The organism is Klebsiella sp. JB_Kp042 (assembly GCF_040065275.1).
GTDB classification, from domain to species: domain Bacteria; phylum Pseudomonadota; class Gammaproteobacteria; order Enterobacterales; family Enterobacteriaceae; genus Klebsiella; species Klebsiella quasipneumoniae.
This window is the reverse complement of sequence record NZ_JBEAJL010000027.1, coordinates 157424-175684: the sequence shown is the minus strand read 5'-3', so window position 1 is coordinate 175684 and position 18261 is coordinate 157424. Positions and strand designations below refer to the sequence as shown.

Genomic DNA, 18261 nt, shown 5'->3' with positions numbered 1-18261 from the left:
CTGGTCAACCGCGGCCAAACAGAGCTGACTGGCGATATCGGCGATAAAAAGTTACCATGTTTCATTATACAGACTCGGTTCCGCGACTATTTTAATCAATTGACTGAATACTATACGCACCCGGTAACCGCATTATCCCTCAGGCTTGTTGAAGGCGGTGGTGAATGTCTATGAATCTTAATAAGATAGAGTTCAACTCTATAATCAAACAGAAAATATGCGCCTGAAATTGTCATCTCTCCTGGCAGCGGTTTCCCTGCTGTGTGGGCAGGCTTTTGCCGCCCCTGCGCTCCCCGACCGCGCCGATATTCGCGACAGCGGTTTCGTCTATTGCGTCAGCGGCCAGGTTAATACCTTTAATCCGCAGAAAGTGAGCAGCGGCCTGATCGTCGATACGCTGGCCGCGCAGATCTACGATCGCCTGCTTGACGTCGACCCTTATACCTATCGGCTGGTCCCCGAGCTGGCGGAGAGCTGGGAAGTCCTCGATAACGGCGCCACCTACCGCTTTCACCTGCGCCGCCACGTCCCGTTTCAACGCACGGCATGGTTCTCCCCGACGCGGGATTTCAACGCCGATGACGTGATTTTCACCTTTGGTCGCATTTTTAACCGCGATCACCCCTGGCACAACGTCAACGGCAGCAGCTTCCCCTACTTCGACAGCCTGCAGTTTGCTGACAGCGTGGAGAGCGTCCGCAAGCTCGATAATCAGACCGTGGAGTTTCGCCTCAAGCGGCCGGATGCATCATTCCTCTGGCATCTGGCCACCCACTATGCGTCGATTACCTCCGCCGAATATGCCGCCCGCTTAACGCAGGACGATCGTCAGGAACAGCTCGATCGCCAGCCGGTGGGCACCGGCCCGTTCCAGCTGTCTGAGTACCGCTCCGGGCAGTATGTTCGCCTGCAGCGCCACCCCGGCTACTGGCGCGGCAAGCCGTTGATGCCGCAGGTGGTGGTTGACCTCGGCTCCGGTGGAACCGGCCGCCTGTCGAAACTGCTGACCGGCGAATGCGACGTGCTGGCCTGGCCGGCCGCCAGCCAGTTGACGATCCTGCGTGACGACCCGCGCCTGCGCCTGACGCTGCGTCCGGGGATGAACATTGCCTGGCTGGCCTTCAACACCGCCAAGCCGCCGCTGGACAACCCGGAGGTGCGCCACGCGCTGGCGCTGGCCATTAACAACCAGCGCCTGATGCAGTCTATCTACTATGGCACCGCGGAGACGGCGGCGTCGATGCTGCCGCGCGCCTCGTGGGCCTACGATAACGACGCTAAGATTACCGAATATAATCCCCAGGAGGCCCGCACCCGCCTGAAGGCCCTGGGGCTGGAAAATCTGACCCTCAAGCTGTGGGTTCCCACCAGCTCGCAGGCGTGGAACCCCAGCCCGTTGAAAACAGCAGAGCTGATCCAGGCGGATATGGCGCAGATTGGCGTCAAGGTGATCATCATGCCGGTGGAGGGGCGCTTCCAGGAGGCGCGGCTGATGGACATGAACCATGACCTGACGCTCTCCGGCTGGGCGACGGACAGTAACGATCCGGACAGCTTCTTCCGGCCGCTGCTCAGCTGCGCGGCGATCGCCTCGCAGACCAACTTCGCCCACTGGTGTAACCGGGAATTTGATGACGTGCTGCAAAAAGCGCTGCTCTCGCAGCAGCTCTCCTCGCGGATGGACGCTTACAAAGAGGCCCAGCGCATCCTCGCTCGTGAACTGCCGGTCCTGCCGCTGGCCTCATCGCTGCGGTTGCAGGCCTATCGCTATGATATGAAAGGCCTGGTGCTTAGCCCCTTCGGTAACGCTTCGTTCGCTGGCGTATCGCGGGAGAAAACCGAAGAGGTGAAAAAACCATGATTATTTTTACCCTGCGCCGTCTGCTGCTGTTGCTGGTCACCCTCTTTTTTCTGACCTTTGTCGGCTTCAGCCTGAGCTACTTCACTCCCCATGCCCCGCTGCAGGGCGCGACCCTGTGGAATGCATGGCTGTTCTGGTTTGAAGGGGTGCTGCACTGGGATTTTGGCGTCTCCAGCATTAACGGCCAGCTGATTTCCGAGCAGCTGCGCGAGGTGTTCCCGGCGACCATGGAGCTGTGCATCCTCGCCTTCGGCTTTGCCCTGCTGATTGGCATTCCGGTGGGGATGATCGCCGGCGTGATGCGCAACAAATGGCCCGATACCCTGATCAGCGCCGTCGCGCTGGTCGGTTTCTCGATCCCGGTCTTCTGGCTGGCGCTGCTCCTGACTCTCTTCTTCTCCCTGACCCTCGGCTGGCTTCCGGTCTCCGGCCGCTTCGACCTGCTGTATGAGGTGAAAAACGTCACCGGTTTCGCGCTGATTGACGCCTGGCTTTCGGACTCGCCGTGGCGCCATGAGATGATCGTCAGCGCCGCCCGGCATATGGTGCTGCCGGTGCTGACCCTGGCGGTAGCCCCCACTACCGAAGTGATCCGCCTGATGCGCATTAGCACCAGCGAGGTGTATGACACCAACTACGTCAAGGCGGCCGCCACCCGCGGCGTCTCGCGACGCAAAATTTTACTGCGCCACGTGCTGCACAACGCCCTGCCGCCGGTGATCCCGCGCCTCGGCCTGCAGTTTTCCACCATGCTCACCCTGGCGATGATCACGGAGATGGTGTTCAGCTGGCCAGGGCTGGGCCGGTGGCTTATCAACGCCATTCGTCAGCAGGACTACGCGGCGATCTCCGCCGGAGTGATGGTGATTGGCGCGCTGGTGATTATTGTCAACGTGATTTCCGATATTCTCGGTGCCATGGCTAACCCACTGAAACATAAGGAATGGTATGCCCTACGATAGCGTTTATCTGGAAAAGCGTCCGCCCGGCGCGCTGCGCACCGTATGGCGTAAATTCTATGGCGACACCACGGCGATGATCGGCCTGTACGGCTGCGCGGGGCTGCTGCTGCTTTGCGTCTTCGGCGGCTGGTTCGCCCCCTACGGCATCGACCAGCAGTTCCTCGGCTACCAGCTGCTGCCGCCATCGTGGTCGCGCTATGGGGAAGTCTCTTTCTTCCTCGGAACCGATGATCTGGGGCGCGATGTGCTCAGCCGACTGCTGAGCGGCGCGGCGCCGACCGTCGGCGGCGCTTTTGTCGTCACCCTCGGCGCCACGCTGTTTGGCCTGGTGCTGGGCGTCATTGCCGGATCGACCCACGGCCTGCGCTCGGCGGTGATGAACCATATCCTCGATACCCTGCTCTCCATCCCCTCGCTGCTGCTGGCGATCATCGTCGTCGCCTTTGCCGGGCCGCACCTCAGCCATGCGATGTTTGCCGTCTGGCTGGCGCTGCTGCCGCGCATGGTGCGCTCCGTCTACAGCATGGTCCACGATGAGCTGGAGAAAGAGTACATCATCGCCGCCCGCCTCGACGGCGCGTCGACGCTGAATATTCTGCTGTTCGCCATCCTGCCCAATATCGCCTCCGGCCTGGTGACCGAGATCACCCGCGCCCTGTCGATGGCTATTCTGGATATCGCCGCGCTGGGCTTTCTTGACCTCGGCGCTCAGCTGCCTTCGCCGGAATGGGGAGCGATGCTGGGCGATGCGCTGGAGCTTATCTATGTTGCGCCGTGGACCGTGATGCTGCCCGGGGCCGCGATTATGCTCAGCGTACTGCTGGTCAACCTGCTGGGCGACGGTATTCGCCGGGCGATCATTGCCGGGGTAGAATAATGCCGTTACTCGATATTCGTCACTTAACCATCGAATTCAAAACCAACGAAGGCTGGGTAAAAGCCGTCGACCGCGTCAGCCTGACCCTGACCGAAGGCGAAATCCGTGGCCTGGTGGGGGAATCCGGCTCCGGGAAGAGCCTGATCGCCAAAGCTATCTGCGGCGTGACAAAAGACAACTGGCGGGTCACGGCCGACCGCATGCGTTTCGACGACATCGATCTGCTGCGGCTGTCGAACCGCGAGCGCCGGAAACTGATCGGCCACAACGTGTCGATGATATTCCAGGAGCCCCAGTCGTGCCTCGACCCCTCTGAACGCATCGGCCAGCAGCTGATCCAGAGTATCCCTGGCTGGACCTACAAGGGCCGCTGGTGGCAGCGGCTGGGCTGGCGTAAACGTCGGGCCATCGAGCTGTTGCACCGCGTCGGGATTAAAGATCACAAAGACGCCATGCGTAGCTTCCCCTATCAGCTGACCGAAGGCGAGTGCCAGAAGGTGATGATTGCCATCGCCCTGGCCAACCAGCCGCGCCTGCTGATCGCCGATGAACCGACTAACGCTATGGAGCCCACGACGCAGGCGCAGATTATCCGCCTGCTGACGCGGCTCAACCAGAACAACAACACCACCATTTTGCTGATCAGCCACGATCTGCAGATGCTCAGCAAATGGGCGGATAAAATCAACGTCATGTACTGCGGGCAGACGGTGGAGAGCGGGCCCAGCGAAGAGCTGATCACCCTGCCGCATCACCCCTACACCCAGGCGTTAATCCGCGCGATCCCGGATTTTGGCAGCGCCATGCCGCATAAAAGCCGTCTCAACACCCTGCCGGGGGCGATACCCCTGCTGGAGCAGCTGCCCATCGGCTGTCGGCTGGGGCCGCGCTGCCCGTACGCTCAGCGCGAGTGCATTGAAACCCCGCGTCTTACCGGGGCGCGCAATCACCTGTACGCCTGTCATTTCCCGCTGAACATGGAGAAAGAGTGAAATGGTCGAAACATTGCTGGAAGTGCGCCAACTCAGTAAGACCTTTCGCTATCGCACCGGCTGGTTTCACCGCCAGACGGTGGAGGCGGTTAAGCCGCTGAGTTTTACCCTGCGCGAACGGCAGACGCTGGCGATTATCGGCGAGAATGGCTCCGGAAAATCCACCCTCGCGAAGATGCTGGCGGGCATGGTGGAGCCCACCAGCGGCGAGGTGCTGATCGATGACCATCCGCTGACCTTCGGGGATTACTCCTACCGCAGCCAGAAGATTCGCATGATCTTTCAGGATCCGTCGACGTCGCTAAACCCGCGCCAGCGCATCTCGCAGATCCTCGATTTTCCGCTGCGGCTGAATACCGACCTCGACGCCGAAGCGCGGCAGAAACAGATCATCGACACCCTGCGCATGGTCGGCCTGCTGCCGGACCACGTCAGCTACTATCCCCATATGCTGGCCCCGGGTCAGAAGCAGCGTCTTGGCCTCGCCCGGGCGCTGATCCTGCGCCCGAAGGTCATCGTCTGCGATGAGGCGCTGGCCTCGCTGGATATGTCGATGCGTTCCCAGCTCATCAACCTGATGCTGGAGCTGCAGGAGAAACAGGGCATCTCTTACATCTATGTCACCCAGCACCTGGGAATGATGAAGCACATCAGCGATCAGGTGCTGGTGATGCATAACGGGGAAGTGGTTGAGCGCGGCAGCACCGCCGATGTGCTGGCCTCACCGCTGCACGACCTGACCCGACGCCTGATCGCCGGCCACTTCGGTGAGGCTCTCACCGCCGACGCCTGGCGCAAAGACGGCAAATAGCGCCGTCTCATTCACCTCGCCCGCAGACCTCACGCCGGCGCGTGGCCAGCGGTTCGCTTAAGGATGGCCACCGCGCTGGCGATGTCCGGCGCCAGCCAGCGATCGTCCTCCCAGCCAGGCACGCTTTCGCGCAGCAGGTCTCGCGCCCGGCGCGTGCCCGCCGCCAGCTTCTGCGGCTCGTAAAAATCGAGCCCCTGGGCGGCGAGTAAATATTCGATGCCCAGGATCTGATAGAGGTTGCCCAGCAGGCGCTGCAGTTTCAGCGCTGCGCCGGTGCCCAGGCTTAAATGATCCTCCTGCAGACCCGAGGTAACAAAATTATCCAGCACCGCCGGCTGCGCCAGCTGCTTGTTTTCCGCGCACAACGACGCGGCGACGTACTGGGCAATCATCATGCCTGAATTCACGCCCGGTCGGGCGACCAGGAACGGCGGCAACCCGCTCACCAGAGGATTCACCAGCCGGTCAAGGCGTCGTTCAGCGATGGCGCCCAGCTCAGCCATGGCAATGGCCAGCAAATCGCAGGCCATCGCCACCGATTCGCCGTGCGGATGCGCCTGGGAGACCACCCGCCACTGCTCAACGGTTCCCAGGATCAGCGGATTATCAGTACAGGCGTTGAGTTCGATATTTATCTGCGTCTGCGCGTGGCTAAACTGATCGCGGCAGGCGCCATGCACCTGAGGCATCGAGCGAAGGCTTAGCGCATCCTGGGTGCGAAGTCCTTCACTTTCGGCCAGCAGACGGCTGTCCGCCAGCAGCTCACGCAGCCGCTGGCCGCTGGTCTGGATCCCGGGGCTGGCTTTCAGCGCCAGGATCTCGGCATCGAATGCCACAAGCTGGCCGCGCAGCGCTTCAAAGCTCATCGCGCCGGTTACATCGGCCCAGTTCATTAAGCGCTCGGCGTCGTCTAACGCCAGACAGGCCAGACCGGTCATGCACGGCGTACCGTTGACCAGGCTCAGCCCCTCTTTCGCTCCCGGCGCGATGGGCTGCAGATCTAGCTGCGACAGGACCTCTGCCGCTGACCACGTTCGCCCCTGCCAGAGCACATCGCCAACCCCCATCAGGGCCAGGCCAATGTGCGCCATATGCGTTAAATAGCCAACTGACCCCTGGGAGGGCACCTGAGGGGTGACGCCATGCTGCAAAAACGCCAACAGCTGCTGCACTATCCCGGCGGAGATCCCGGATTTACCGTGGCTGAAATTGGCCACCGCGGCGCACATAATTGCCCGGGTTGGGGCGACCTCCAGCAACGGTCCCACCCCGCAGGCGTGGCTGAGCAACGTATTGCGCGACAGCTGGTGTAGCTGCGCTTCCGGCAGCGTAATATTGCACAGCGCCCCCAGCCCGGTGTTGATCCCATAGGCTACCTGGCCGGCTTTAACGATATGCTGGACAATCGCCCGCCCTTGCGCGATACGCGACCAGGCGCTGTCGCTGAGGCTCAAGGTCGCCTCGCCCCGCGCAACGCAAGCCACCTCCTGCCAGCGTATCGGCGCATCGCCCCACTGGATCATTTTCATACGACCTGTCCTGGCTGTTGGTGGCTGGAGATAAATTGCTTGAAGCGCGCGGACCCCTGGCTGCCAAACAGCGCCTCTGGCGCACCGTCGCAGTCAATCGTCCCCTGGTGCATAAAGACCACCCGGTTGGAAACATGGCGGGCGAATCCCAGCTCGTGGGTGACCACCAGCATCGTCCGTCCCTCCTCCGCCAGGCTGCGCATCACCTTTAGCACCTCGCCGACCAGTTCGGGATCCAGCGCGGAGGTAGGTTCATCAAAGAGCATGACGTCCGGCTCCATGGCCAGCGCGCGGGCTATCGCCACGCGCTGCTGCTGGCCGCCGGAGAGCTGCGCAGGATAGAAATCCTTTCGGTTCAACATCCCCACTCGCTCCAGCAACTGCTCAGCCTGTTCAATGCAGGTCCGTTTGTCCCGTTTGAGCACATAATGCGGCCCCTCAATGACATTCTGCAGAACCGTCATATGCGACCAGAGGTTAAAACTTTGGAAGACCATCCCCAGCCGCGAGCGCAGGCGCTCTATCTGCCGGGGGTTCGCCGCCAGCCGATGCCCGCGGGCATGATGCTTCATTTCAATCGTCTCGCCGCCGACGCTGACCACTCCGGCATCGGGCGTTTCCAGCAGGTTAATGCAGCGCAGCAGCGTACTTTTACCGGATCCGCTGGCGCCGAGGATCGAAATGACATCGCCCTGCTGCGCCTGGATGGTGATCCCCTTCAGGACATCCAGGGAGCCAAAGGACTTATGAATATCGCTGACCGATAAGGTCACCGGACGTGAATCGAGCATCTTACTCTCCTTTGGTTATCGGCTTGAGCGACACGGTCGCCGGATTTTGCCGGGTATGCGGGGTTAAACGTCGTTCAAGCAGGGCGTACAGCTGCACAATGATGAAATTGAGCAGCAGGTAGATGGCCGCCGCGCAGAGGAATACCTCCATCGTCCGGTAGGTACGCTGAATAATCTGTTGGGCCACCCCCGTGACGTCCCAGACGGTCACCAGGCTTGCCAGCGCCGTCGACTTGACCAATAAAATGGCCTCCGTGGAGTAGGCTGGCAGCGCATAGCGCAGCATCACCGGGGCAATGATCCTCCGCAGCAGCAGCCAGCGCGACATACCGCAAGCCTGGCCGGCTTCAATCTGGCCCGGCGGTATCGCCAGCAACCCGCCGCGCAGAATTTCCGCGGTATAGGCCGCCGTACAGAGCGCCAGCGCCAGAACGGCGCAGATAAAGGGTTCGCGCAGCAGCGGCCACAGGAAACTGTGGCGGATCACCCCAAACTGACCCAGCCCGTAATAAATAAGAAACAACTGGATCAGCAATGGCGAACCGCGAAAGATCAGGATATAGCCTTTGGCGAAACCGCTTGCCAGCGGCCAGCGGCTCATTCGCAACGCCAGAACGCCAAGAGCCAACACGCCGCCGAGCAAAAAAGAGCAGATAAAGAGTCCCAGCGTCACCGGCAGCGCCGCGCCGAGCTTCAACAACGTCTCACCGAGAAAGGCAAAATCGATAATCATATGGGCTCCTTACGCCTGCGCGGCGCTGCGACGCAGCCAGGCGCGGTTCAGACGGCTCTCCGCCCGGGTAAACGCGCGGTTAGAGAGCAGCGTCAGGATCAAATAGCAGCCGCCGCCGATGAGATAGAACAGGAAATAATCGCGGGTAGAGCCAGCGGCAATCTGGCTGGCGCGCATCAGTTCAATCATCCCGGTCACCGATACCAGCGCCGAGTCTTTGAGGCTCATTTGCCAGACGTTGGACAAACCCGGCAGCGAATAACGGACAATCTGCGGCAACAGGATGCGCTGCAGGATCCGCCAGCGCGGCATGCCAATGGCGGAAGCCGCCTCCACTTCACCGGGCATCAGCGCCAGACGAGCAGCACGGTAGACTTCCGCCTGATACGAGGAGGAGATCAAGCCAATCGCCAGAGCGCCAATCAGAAATGGCGGAACCTCAATAAAGCCGTCTGCGCCAAACAGGCGCCCCAGCCATGAAATCATCCCTGAGCCGCCAAAATAAAACAGATAGATCACCAGTAATTCAGGGATACCGCGGAATACCACCGACCAGGCGGCGCCGAACCAGCGCGCTGGCGCGTGGCGGGACAGCTTCGCGGCGGCGATAACGCCGCCCACCCCCGCACCGACGGCCAGCGCCGCGAGCGACAGCAGCAACGTAGTCAGCGTTGCGCTGAGGATCAGCGTCCCCCACCCGTTTTCACCCAAACTCAGAAGATTTAACATGTTTGCCTCGCTCAGGGAGTCACGTCGCTTTTAAACCATTTCTCACTCAGTTTTTTTACCGTCCCATCGGCCAGCGCCGCCTGAATGGCGCTATCCAGTTTCGCTTTGAGTTCGGTATCGGCGAGGCGCACGCCCATCGCCTCACCGCCTCCCCAGATTGGGCCGCTCATCAGCGGACCGCTCAATGCCAGATTGCTATTCTCCGGGCGCGACAGGGTGGTGTTGGCAAAGGTAATATCATCAAACACCGCGTCGATGCGTTCAGCCTGCAGGTCGAGGATCGCATCCGCTGAATTGTTATATTCCCGGACGTCAGCGATATCCTTGAAATACTTATCAATAAACGGGGTGTACACGGTGCCGGACGCGATGCCGATGGTTTTCCCTTTCAACGCCGCGCGCAGCGGCGCAATCGCCGCCTGAATCTCTTTCTCATTATCATGAAGCTTGACCGCCGGCGAAGGCGGTAGCAGCGACCCTTTTACCGCAATGAAAGAGGCCGGCGTGGCTGCGTATGCCTGGGTAAACGCCACGACCTTCGAGCGCTCTGGGGTGACGACGATAGCATCCATGATCACGTCATATTTTCCGGCGTTAAGTCCGGCAATCATGCCATCCCAGTTCTGCACCACCAGTTTGCATTCGATCTGCATCCGCTGGCATAAATTCGCCATAAGCTCGGGCTCGAAACCGCTGAGTTTCCCTCCGGGAAGCGTCAGATTCCAGGGTTCATAGCCGCCTTCCGTAGCGATGGTGATCGATTTCCACTCTTTAGCGTATGTTGAGCCACCAGACAGCAGTAGCCCCGAAAACAGGGTGACCAGGCAGGCCTGGCGGAAAGTAATACGCTGTTGCATTTTCATTCTCCCGATCGCGTTTTGTCATGATGGCTCTGGTCAAGGCGATAAGATAATTCGCAGATGACTGCTCATGTATATACAAGCATTGACAAACCCGCACACGCGCTCAATGATGGATTTGTGAGCCCTGTTGTAAATAATTTGTAAGAGCTTTGAGACAAGCGTGTAACAAATACTATCCACTTCCGACTTCCGCCGAGCAAACTATGATCACCTATTTTGATTACGCTACCTTGCCCGTCACGCCATGGAAGAACGGCGCCGGCGCCACCCGGGAAATTATCGCCGTTCCTTCCGTAGATGCGCCTTTTCTCTGGCGCGCGAGCATTGCCACCCTGCAGGCCGATGGCCCATTCTCCCCTTTTCCCGGCGTCGACCGAACGATCGTCCTGCTGGCGGGGCAACCGCTACGGCTACGCGGGGAGGAGATCGACCATCCGCTGGCGCGCTGGCAGCCGTGGGCGTTTCCCGGCGAATGGGCGCTGTCCAGCGTCGGGATCGTTGAGCCTGGACTGGACTTCAATGTCATGACCCAGCGCGGGCGAGCCCTCGCGCAGGTTGAAGTGGTGAGCGACAGGCAGCGACCGGCCACTAACGGGGTTGCTTATGTACTGCAGGGTGAATGGGATCTGGCCGGACGGCGCTGCGCCGTCGGCAGCGGGCTCTGCTGGCACGGCGACGCTCCGGGGGAGTTGCGGCCTCTCAGCGCCGATGGGCGTCTGCTGCTGGCGGCGATTGCGCTCAAATAGTCAGCAGAGAAAAATGGTATACTTGAGCCAGCGCGATCGGCTTTTACCCCGCGCGGCGCGGGCCGGCTGAAAAATATCGTGACACAAGGGGTCGTCAGTGGGATATAATTCCCGGCTAAATTTGAGTTATTTTGAAATAACAATGTTAACGTTATGATTGTTAAAGTAAAAATAAGCGATAACGATAAGGATTAAAGCTATGGGTTTTCTTTCCGGTAAGCGCATTTTGATCACTGGCGTCGCCAGCAAACTGTCCATCGCCTACGGTATTGCGCAGGCAATGCACCGCGAAGGCGCGGAACTGGCATTCACCTATCAGAATGAAAAACTGAAAGGTCGCGTTGAAGAGTTTGCTGCCGCGCTGGGTTCTGACATTGTGCTGCCGTGCGACGTTGCTGAAGATGAGAGCATCACCGCGCTGTTCACCGAGCTGGAAAAAGTCTGGCCAAAATTCGATGGTTTCGTCCACTCTATCGGTTATGCCCCGGCTGACCAGTTAGACGGCGACTACGTCAACGCGGTCACCCGCGAAGGTTTCAAAATCGCGCACGACATCAGCGCCTACAGCTTCGTGGCGATGGCTAAAGCCTGCCGCACGATGCTGAACCCGGATTCTGCTCTGCTGACGCTCTCCTACCTGGGCGCCGAGCGCGCGATCCCGAACTACAACGTGATGGGTCTGGCGAAAGCCTCTCTGGAAGCGAACGTGCGCTATATGGCGAACGCGATGGGTCCGGAAGGCGTTCGCGTCAACGCTATCTCCGCCGGTCCGATCCGTACCCTGGCCGCGTCCGGTATCAAAGATTTCCGTAAAATGCTGGCGCACTGCGAAGCGGTCACCCCGATCCGTCGCACCGTCACCATTGAAGACGTGGGTAACAGCGCAGCCTTCCTGTGCTCCAACCTGTCTGCGGGTATCTCCGGTGAAGTCGTTCACGTTGATGGCGGGTTCAGTATCGCCGCTATGAACGAGCTGGAACTGAAATAAGTTCCTTCCCCTCCTCGCCCCGGTGAGGAGGGTTTTCCCTTCCCACGCCTTGCGCTCCCCCTGTTATTCCAATCGGCTATTTGTTAGCACGTATCAATATTTTCTCCTGCTTCCGGGTTACGCCAGGATAGTTCTGCATAAACGATCCGCGGAACGGCGGTTCGCCACATACCGAACAAGGAAAGCCCATGGAGCCACGCCGCGTGAATGGCAAAAACCACTGGTATCACGAAACCCAGTCAACAATCTGCCCGGTGGATGTCCTGCCGCTCGTCCCTGAAGCCGCCCATGTTGAAGACCGCTTTTTGCTGGACCTGACGCTGCCGGACGCCTGGCTACACGCCCATACAGGCTGGCTACGCCCCGCGCGCCAGCTCGCCGAGGGGCTGTTTCCCGACCAGGTGCCGGTAAGCCGCCTGCAAACCTTTACCGCCTACGATCGCCTGAGCACTGCGCTGACCGTCGCCCAGGTCTACGGCGTCCAGCGACTGTGTAACCACTATGCCGCCCGCCTGGCGCCCCTGCCGGGGCCCGACTCTTCGCGCGAGAGCAACCGTCGTCTGGCGCAGATCACCCAATACGCCCGTCAGCTCGCCGGTTCACCCTCCGTCATTAACGCCCTTTCCCGCAGCCAGCTGGACGAAGTGGGCCTGACCAGCCGGGATATTATCCTAATCAACCAGATTATCGGTTTCGTCGGCTTCCAGGCGCGGGCGATTGCCGTGCTGCAGGCGGCGCAGGGCTTCCCGGTGCGCTGGATCCCCGGCATGCCGCAGCAAGAGGAGGCGCCCGCCGGCCTGTTCGCCATCCCGCCGGGAGAGTGGCAAACCGACATAGAAGATCCCGATCTGCAGTATGCCGATGACGAGCGCCAGCGGCGCATCGCCAGCTGGCAGTCGCTGCCCGGCCTGGGCCCGCTGGCTCCGCTGCTGGCCTGCGACCCGCAGTTGATGGCGCCGCTGGAGACGCTGTTACGCCAGCTCAGCGGCAACGATACCTTTGGCCCGCAGGTCGCCTTACTCACCGCGCGCACCAATGGCAGCGCCACCTGTTTTGACGCCTGGCTCCCCCACTGGCACGGTGAAGAAGCGTTCGCCAGCCATTTACGGGAGGGCGATCAGGCTCTCCATCGCTGGCTTGGGCAGCATCCTCAGTCGCGCGCGCTCGTTACCGCGGTACAGTTGTTAACCCGCTCCCCGGACCGGTTTAGCGCCGCCCAGTTAACACCCCTCGGCGCATATGGACTCTCAGCGGAACAAGCGATCGATCTGTTAACCTGGAGCGGGCTGTGCGGCTGGATGAATCGTCTGAAAATCGCCCTCGGCAATGTGCGTCAGCAGACGTAAATTGCTGAAACAGCGCTTGCTGCGACAGGCATAATCGCGTAAAAATGTCAGCCGCTCTTTTAGCCACGAAAATACCTAATTATGTTTCAGGATAACCCGCTGCTAGCGCAGCTTAAACAGCAACTGCATTCCCAGACGCCGCGCGCGGAAGGGGTCGTTAAGGGCACGGAAAAGGGCTTTGGCTTCCTCGAAGTGGACGCTCAGAAGAGCTACTTCATTCCGCCGCCGCAGATGAAAAAAGTGATGCATGGCGACCGTATCGTTGCGGTGATCCACTCTGAAAAAGAACGCGAAAGCGCCGAGCCGGAATCACTGGTTGAGCCTTTCCTGACCCGTTTCGTCGGTAAAGTCCAGAAGAAAGACGATCGCCTCGCTATCGTTCCTGACCATCCGCTGCTGAAAGACGCCATTCCCTGCCGCGCCGCCCGTGGCGTTGAGCATGATTTCAAACAGGGTGACTGGGCCGTCGCTGAAATGCGCCGTCATCCGTTAAAAGGCGACCGCGGATTTTACGCGGAGCTGACCCAGTTCATCACCTTCAGCGACGACCACTTCGTCCCGTGGTGGGTGACGCTGGCGCGCCATAATCTGGAAAAAGAGGCACCGGACGGCGTCGCCACCGAGATGCTTGACGAAGGGCTGACACGCCGCGATTTGACCGCCCTCGACTTCGTCACCATTGACAGCGCCAGCACCGAAGATATGGACGATGCGCTGTATGTCGAATCTGGCGCCGACGGCAGACTGTTGCTGACGGTGGCGATCGCTGATCCGACCGCATGGATTGCCGAAGGCAGCAAGCTGGACAACGCCGCAAAAGTACGCGCCTTTACCAACTATCTGCCGGGCTTCAACATCCCGATGCTGCCGCGCGAACTGTCAGACGACCTGTGTTCCCTGCGTGCCGATGAAGTGCGCCCGGTGCTCGCCTGCCGGATGACCCTGGCGGCCGATGGCACCATTAAAGACAACATCGAGTTCTTTGCCGCCACCATCGAATCGAAAGCCAAGCTGGCCTATGACGACGTCTCTGACTGGCTGGAAGGCCGCGGCAGCTGGCAGCCGGGCAGCGAGGCAATCGCGCAGCAAATTACGCTGCTGAAGGACGTGTGTCAGCGTCGCAGCGAATGGCGTCAGACCCACGCGCTGGTGTTTAAAGACCGCCCGGATTACCGTTTCGTCCTCTGCGAAAAAGGCGAAGTGCTGGACATCGTCGCGGAACCGCGTCGTATTGCCAACCGTATTGTCGAAGAGTCGATGATCGCCGCCAACATCTGTGCCGCCCGCGTTCTGCGCGACAAGCTCGGCTTCGGCGTTTATAACGTCCACACCGGCTTCGACCCGGCGAATACCGAACAGCTGGCGGCCCTGCTGAAGACCCACGACGTACACGTTGATCCGACGGAAGTGCTCACCCTGGAAGGTTTCTGCAAGCTGCGCCGCGAACTGGACGCCCAGCCGACCGGTTTCCTCGACAGCCGCATACGTCGTTTCCAGTCGTTTGCTGAAATCAGCACCGAGCCGGGCCCGCACTTTGGTCTCGGTCTTGAGGCCTACGCCACCTGGACCTCGCCGATCCGTAAGTATGGCGACATGATCAACCACCGTCTGCTTAAGGCCATCATCAAAGGCGAAACCATTGCGCGCCCGCAGGATGAAGCCACCGTGCATATGGCGGAGCGCCGTCGTCTCAACCGCATGGCCGAACGCGATGTCGCCGACTGGCTGTATGCCCGTTTCCTCAACGATAAAGCCGGCACCGATACCCGCTTTGCGGCGGAGATCATCGACATCAGCCGTGGCGGGATGCGCGTGCGCCTGGTGGACAATGGCGCGGTCGCCTTTATTCCGGCCCCGTTCCTTCACGCCGTGCGCGACGAACTGGTCTGCAGCCAGGAAAACGGCACCGTGCAGATTAAGGGAGAAGTGGTCTACAAAGTGACCGATGTTATCGATGTCACTATCGCTGAAGTCCGCATGGAAACTCGTAGCATCATTGCTCGTCCGGCTGCCTGACGTCTCATCACAGCGGTTCCTCCGGGAACCGCTCCTTCTTTCCTCCCTGTCCCGCCATTTCCGTCGCGCCGATTAAGGTTGTGCGTTTTTTCGCTTCTCTTTTTCACCCATTTTTAGCATCATTGATTTCATTCGTTTTTGTTACCAGGATAATGCCATGTCAGATGTGAATGCCCACCTGCTCGCCCAACGTATCGATACCGTGCTGGATATTCTGGTTGCCGGTGATTACCACTCTGCGATCCATAATCTGGAGATCCTCAAAGCGGAGCTGCTGGCGCTGGCGGCAGACGACGCCGAGCAAAACAAACCACCCAAAGCGCCCTGGGAAATCTGATTATCGCCCACATGCCGCAACCGGCGATGCTGACCGGTTGCTCGCCGTATAGCCCCCTAACAGTGATGTTGCTATGAACGCCCGACAACAAAGTATTTTGCAAGTGGTCATCGATAAAGGCCGCATGAGCGTCGCCGATCTGGCGAAGATGACCGGAGTTTCAGAGGTCACCATCCGTCAGGATCTGAACCTGCTGGAGAAGCAGAGCTATCTGCGCCGTACCCATGGCTACGCCGTCCCACTGGACAGTGAAGATGTCGAAACCCGCATGATGACCCATTTCGCCATTAAGCGTGAACTGGCCAGCCGCGCCGCGGCGCTGGTGAATGCCGGCGAAACGGTATTTATCGAAAACGGCAGCAGCAACGCCCTGCTGGCGCGCACCCTGGCCGAACGCGGCGATATCACCATCATCACCGTCAGCAGCTATATCGCCCATCTGCTGAAAGAGACGCCGGGAGAGGTGATCCTGCTGGGCGGGATTTACCAGAAACGCAGTGAAAGTATGGTTGGCCCACTGACCCGCCAGTTCATCCAGCAGGTGCATTTCAGTAAAGCCTTTATCGGGATCGATGGCTGGCAGGCGGAAACCGGCTTTACCGGTCGCGATATGATGCGTGCGGACGTGGTTAACGCCGTTCTGGAGAAGCACTGCGAAGCGATTATCCTCAGCGATAGCTCAAAATTCAGCGCGGTGCACCCCTATCCGCTTGGGCCAGCCGGCCGCTTCAATCGTGTTATCACCGACGATCGTCTGCCGAACGACTGCCGTGAGCAGTTGCTGCGCAGCGGCCTGACTGTGGATATTGTACCCTACGTCTGATGTGCCTCCGCCCCGTCCCAGCCAAGCGTCGGACGGGCGCGTTAACGCTCTGAGAGTATTCCGAGCCGGTAATTAAGACTTTTTACCTGACGCTAAATTTTAAAAAAAGTAAAATTATTATTAGCGATATAACAGGAAGTGACTATCACCTGCGTGATTTTCGTGATACCTGCGCACCCTAACTTCATGGAATTGCCCTAAAGCTGCTTTATCAGGCTATGCTTACAGGAGCGCTGTAATCCATGAATAGATTATTCAGGAGAAAAAAATGATGACTTCAACGAGCAAAAAAATGGCTGCTGTTGTTCTGGCTGTCACTGTAGCAATGTCTCTGAGCGCTTGCTCTAACATGTCTAAACGCGATCGTAACACTGCTATCGGCGCAGGTGCCGGCGCCATCGGCGGTGCGGTGTTAACTGACGGTAGCGCACTCGGTACCTTGGGTGGCGCAGCAGTCGGTGGTATTATTGGTCACCAGGTCGGCAAATAATATATTTATCTGACGAAATAAAAGAATAATTCACACGAATTGACTTACGCACGTTAAAACATTCAAGGCCGCGGCATTCACCGCGGCCTTGTTATTTCACCAGGCCATTAATTAGGGTTGAAATAACAATTAGCCGCCGGCTAACTTCACCTTCATCCCTTTCGCCTCGAGCAGCGACTTCAGTAAATCCCGTTTGTCGCCCTGGATCTCGATCACGCCATCTTTCACCGCGCCGCCGCAGCCGCATTTCTTCTTCAGCTCTGCCGCCAGCGCAGTGAGCGCCGCATCGTCGGCATCAATTCCGCTAATCAGACAGACGCCTTTGCCCTTGCGGCCGCTGGTCTGGCGCTGGATCCGCACAATACCGTCGCCTTTCGGGCGCACCGGCGCCGGTTTCGCCTCGTCGATACGCCCGGTTTCGGTGGAGTAGACCAGACGGCTGTTGGAATCGCTCATTATGCCCCCTTGCGCAGAGAATCGTTGATCGCCCGCAGCGTCGCGGCTGGATCGGTCGACTGGGTAACCGGGCGGCCAATAACCATATAGTCCACCCCTGCCGCCTGAGCCTGCTCGGGAGTCATGATCCGCCGCTGATCGCCAGCGTCGCTGCCCTGCGGACGGATACCCGGGGTGACCAGCTTGAACGCCTGCCCCAGCTCTTGCTTAAAGCGTACCGCCTCCTGAGCTGAACACACCACCCCGTCGAGGCCGCAGCGTTGGGTCAGCGCCGCCAGCTTCGCCGCGTAGTCAGCCGGGGATAAGGTAATGCCCAGATCCTGCAGGTCGCTGGACTCCATGCTGGTGAGGACGGTAACAGCGATGAGCAGCGGCGCGTCTTGACCAAAGGGCAGCAGCGCTTCGCGTGCCGCGATCATCATCCGCGCGCCGCCGGAGGCATGGACATTCACCATCCATACGCCAAGCTCGGCAGCGGCCGCCACCGCGCGGGCGGTAGTGTTGGGAATATCGTGAAACTTAAGGTCCAGGAACACCTCAAACCCACGCTGATGCAGATCGCGGACAAACTGCGGTCCCAGCAGGGTGAACATCTCTTTGCCCACCTTCAGGCGGCAGTCGCGCGGGTCGATGCGGTCGACAAATGCCAGCGCTTTATCGCGATTATCATAGTCGAGCGCAACCACAACGGGAGAGGAAGTGACAGCGCGGGAAGATGGGATAGCTGTTGACGTCATGACCAGACCTTAGTGTTGATGGGCGCCAGAGGGCGCAAAAAAGGTAAACGGGCAGCATTCTACCTGTGAAGCTAACAAAATAACAGGCTGCTGTTTTGCCCTGCGCGGCCGATGGCGATGCCGGGGCTGCAGGCGGTGACGGGAAAGAAATGATAAGTATGTTGTAACTAAATC

General features: G+C 59.6%; 19 protein-coding genes. 12 read left to right on the top strand and 7 right to left on the bottom strand.

Translation table 11 applies throughout. The features are described 5' to 3' along the window. The first annotated feature begins 217 nt into the window (after positions 1-217). From sapA to sapF, 5 genes are read left to right on the top strand one after another with little or no spacing between them, the layout of a single operon-like run. Complete coding sequence (sapA, locus tag ABLV54_RS10850) at positions 218-1861, top strand: ABC transporter substrate-binding protein SapA (RefSeq protein ID WP_023289350.1); 1644 nt, start codon at positions 218-220, stop codon at positions 1859-1861. Next, on the top strand, positions 1858-2823 hold the full coding sequence (gene sapB / locus ABLV54_RS10845) for a putrescine export ABC transporter permease SapB (RefSeq protein WP_017900865.1): 966 nt from the start codon (positions 1858-1860) through the stop codon (positions 2821-2823). The genes sapA and sapB overlap by 4 nt, the downstream gene beginning before the upstream one ends. Next, positions 2810-3700, top strand: coding sequence for a putrescine export ABC transporter permease SapC (gene sapC, locus ABLV54_RS10840; protein ID WP_004151901.1), 891 nt, complete (start codon positions 2810-2812; stop codon positions 3698-3700). The genes sapB and sapC overlap by 14 nt, the downstream gene beginning before the upstream one ends. Continuing rightward, complete coding sequence (gene sapD / locus ABLV54_RS10835) at positions 3700-4692, top strand: putrescine export ABC transporter ATP-binding protein SapD (RefSeq protein ID WP_023289349.1); 993 nt, start codon at positions 3700-3702, stop codon at positions 4690-4692. Before sapC ends, sapD begins: the two co-directional genes overlap by 1 nt. A gap of 1 nt (position 4693) precedes the next feature. After that, the gene (gene sapF, locus ABLV54_RS10830) at positions 4694-5503 is read left to right on the top strand and encodes a putrescine export ABC transporter ATP-binding protein SapF (RefSeq protein WP_004203898.1); all 810 of its coding nucleotides are present in this window, start codon (positions 4694-4696) and stop codon (positions 5501-5503) included. A 29-nt stretch (positions 5504-5532) separates the two neighbouring features. Here the strand turns inward: sapF and hutH are convergent, their stop codons facing one another. The 5 genes from hutH to ABLV54_RS10805 are packed head-to-tail and all read right to left on the bottom strand — an operon-like array spanning position 5533 to position 10142. After that, on the bottom strand, positions 5533-7032 hold the full coding sequence (hutH, locus tag ABLV54_RS10825) for a histidine ammonia-lyase (RefSeq protein ID WP_135704297.1): 1500 nt from the start codon (positions 7030-7032) through the stop codon (positions 5533-5535). After that, positions 7029-7823, bottom strand: coding sequence for an ATP-binding cassette domain-containing protein (locus ABLV54_RS10820; protein ID WP_017900863.1), 795 nt, complete (start codon positions 7821-7823; stop codon positions 7029-7031). Before ABLV54_RS10820 ends, hutH begins: the two co-directional genes overlap by 4 nt. 1 nt (position 7824) lies before the next feature. Next, complete coding sequence (locus ABLV54_RS10815; RefSeq protein WP_023289347.1) at positions 7825-8556, bottom strand: ABC transporter permease subunit; 732 nt, start codon at positions 8554-8556, stop codon at positions 7825-7827. 9 nt (positions 8557-8565) lie between these two features. Next, on the bottom strand, positions 8566-9285 hold the full coding sequence (locus tag ABLV54_RS10810) for an ABC transporter permease subunit (RefSeq protein ID WP_050533920.1): 720 nt from the start codon (positions 9283-9285) through the stop codon (positions 8566-8568). A gap of 11 nt (positions 9286-9296) precedes the next feature. After that, positions 9297-10142 (bottom strand): transporter substrate-binding domain-containing protein, encoded by an 846-nt coding sequence (locus ABLV54_RS10805; protein ID WP_023289345.1) that lies wholly within the window; start codon positions 10140-10142, stop codon positions 9297-9299. A 209-nt stretch (positions 10143-10351) separates the two neighbouring features. On the opposite strand from ABLV54_RS10805, the gene ABLV54_RS10800 reads away from it, so the two are divergent. From ABLV54_RS10800 to osmB, 7 genes are all read left to right on the top strand, one after another. Beyond that, complete coding sequence (locus ABLV54_RS10800; protein WP_050533921.1) at positions 10352-10894, top strand: HutD family protein; 543 nt, start codon at positions 10352-10354, stop codon at positions 10892-10894. A 199-nt stretch (positions 10895-11093) separates the two neighbouring features. Then, positions 11094-11882 (top strand): enoyl-ACP reductase FabI, encoded by a 789-nt coding sequence (gene fabI, locus ABLV54_RS10795; protein ID WP_023289343.1) that lies wholly within the window; start codon positions 11094-11096, stop codon positions 11880-11882. Between the two features lie 188 nt (positions 11883-12070). Continuing rightward, entirely contained in the window at positions 12071-13228 is a 1158-nt protein-coding gene (locus ABLV54_RS10790; protein ID WP_050533922.1) for a carboxymuconolactone decarboxylase family protein, read from the top strand. A gap of 81 nt (positions 13229-13309) precedes the next feature. Continuing rightward, positions 13310-15244, top strand: coding sequence for an exoribonuclease II (locus ABLV54_RS10785; RefSeq protein WP_348814088.1), 1935 nt, complete (start codon positions 13310-13312; stop codon positions 15242-15244). 157 nt (positions 15245-15401) lie between these two features. Beyond that, the gene (locus tag ABLV54_RS10780) at positions 15402-15581 is read left to right on the top strand and encodes a hypothetical protein (protein WP_004203883.1); all 180 of its coding nucleotides are present in this window, start codon (positions 15402-15404) and stop codon (positions 15579-15581) included. A 73-nt stretch (positions 15582-15654) separates the two neighbouring features. Continuing rightward, complete coding sequence (locus ABLV54_RS10775; protein WP_023289340.1) at positions 15655-16404, top strand: DNA-binding transcriptional regulator YciT; 750 nt, start codon at positions 15655-15657, stop codon at positions 16402-16404. 271 nt (positions 16405-16675) lie between these two features. Continuing rightward, positions 16676-16894: an osmotically-inducible lipoprotein OsmB gene (gene osmB, locus ABLV54_RS10770; protein WP_002901783.1), complete on the top strand. Its 219-nt coding sequence runs from the start codon at positions 16676-16678 to the stop codon at positions 16892-16894. A gap of 129 nt (positions 16895-17023) precedes the next feature. Here osmB and yciH read toward each other — a convergent pair whose 3' ends face one another. After that, positions 17024-17350, bottom strand: coding sequence for a stress response translation initiation inhibitor YciH (yciH, locus tag ABLV54_RS10765; RefSeq protein WP_002901782.1), 327 nt, complete (start codon positions 17348-17350; stop codon positions 17024-17026). Then, positions 17350-18087 (bottom strand): orotidine-5'-phosphate decarboxylase, encoded by a 738-nt coding sequence (gene pyrF, locus ABLV54_RS10760; RefSeq protein WP_050533924.1) that lies wholly within the window; start codon positions 18085-18087, stop codon positions 17350-17352. The genes yciH and pyrF overlap by 1 nt, the downstream gene beginning before the upstream one ends. Between the last annotated feature and the right edge of the window lie 174 nt (positions 18088-18261).

Excerpts from the sequence above, each read along its gene's own strand:
- sapC (WP_004151901.1), top strand. The coding sequence starts at position 2,810 with ATGCCCTACGATAGCGTTTATCTGGAAAAGCGTCCGCCCGGCGCGCTG.
- hutH (WP_135704297.1), bottom strand. The coding sequence starts at position 7,032 with ATGAAAATGATCCAGTGGGGCGATGCGCCGATACGCTGGCAGGAGGTG.
- sapB (WP_017900865.1), top strand. The coding sequence starts at position 1,858 with ATGATTATTTTTACCCTGCGCCGTCTGCTGCTGTTGCTGGTCACCCTC.
- pyrF (WP_050533924.1), bottom strand. The coding sequence starts at position 18,087 with ATGACGTCAACAGCTATCCCATCTTCCCGCGCTGTCACTTCCTCTCCC.
- sapD (WP_023289349.1), top strand. The coding sequence starts at position 3,700 with ATGCCGTTACTCGATATTCGTCACTTAACCATCGAATTCAAAACCAAC.
- ABLV54_RS10780 (WP_004203883.1), top strand. The coding sequence starts at position 15,402 with ATGTCAGATGTGAATGCCCACCTGCTCGCCCAACGTATCGATACCGTG.
- ABLV54_RS10775 (WP_023289340.1), top strand. The coding sequence starts at position 15,655 with ATGAACGCCCGACAACAAAGTATTTTGCAAGTGGTCATCGATAAAGGC.
- yciH (WP_002901782.1), bottom strand. The coding sequence starts at position 17,350 with ATGAGCGATTCCAACAGCCGTCTGGTCTACTCCACCGAAACCGGGCGT.
- fabI (WP_023289343.1), top strand. The coding sequence starts at position 11,094 with ATGGGTTTTCTTTCCGGTAAGCGCATTTTGATCACTGGCGTCGCCAGC.
- osmB (WP_002901783.1), top strand. The coding sequence starts at position 16,676 with ATGACTTCAACGAGCAAAAAAATGGCTGCTGTTGTTCTGGCTGTCACT.
- ABLV54_RS10790 (WP_050533922.1), top strand. The coding sequence starts at position 12,071 with ATGGAGCCACGCCGCGTGAATGGCAAAAACCACTGGTATCACGAAACC.
- ABLV54_RS10820 (WP_017900863.1), bottom strand. The coding sequence starts at position 7,823 with ATGCTCGATTCACGTCCGGTGACCTTATCGGTCAGCGATATTCATAAG.
- ABLV54_RS10800 (WP_050533921.1), top strand. The coding sequence starts at position 10,352 with ATGATCACCTATTTTGATTACGCTACCTTGCCCGTCACGCCATGGAAG.
- sapA (WP_023289350.1), top strand. The coding sequence starts at position 218 with ATGCGCCTGAAATTGTCATCTCTCCTGGCAGCGGTTTCCCTGCTGTGT.
- ABLV54_RS10810 (WP_050533920.1), bottom strand. The coding sequence starts at position 9,285 with ATGTTAAATCTTCTGAGTTTGGGTGAAAACGGGTGGGGGACGCTGATC.
- ABLV54_RS10815 (WP_023289347.1), bottom strand. The coding sequence starts at position 8,556 with ATGATTATCGATTTTGCCTTTCTCGGTGAGACGTTGTTGAAGCTCGGC.
- sapF (WP_004203898.1), top strand. The coding sequence starts at position 4,694 with ATGGTCGAAACATTGCTGGAAGTGCGCCAACTCAGTAAGACCTTTCGC.
- ABLV54_RS10785 (WP_348814088.1), top strand. The coding sequence starts at position 13,310 with ATGTTTCAGGATAACCCGCTGCTAGCGCAGCTTAAACAGCAACTGCAT.
- ABLV54_RS10805 (WP_023289345.1), bottom strand. The coding sequence starts at position 10,142 with ATGCAACAGCGTATTACTTTCCGCCAGGCCTGCCTGGTCACCCTGTTT.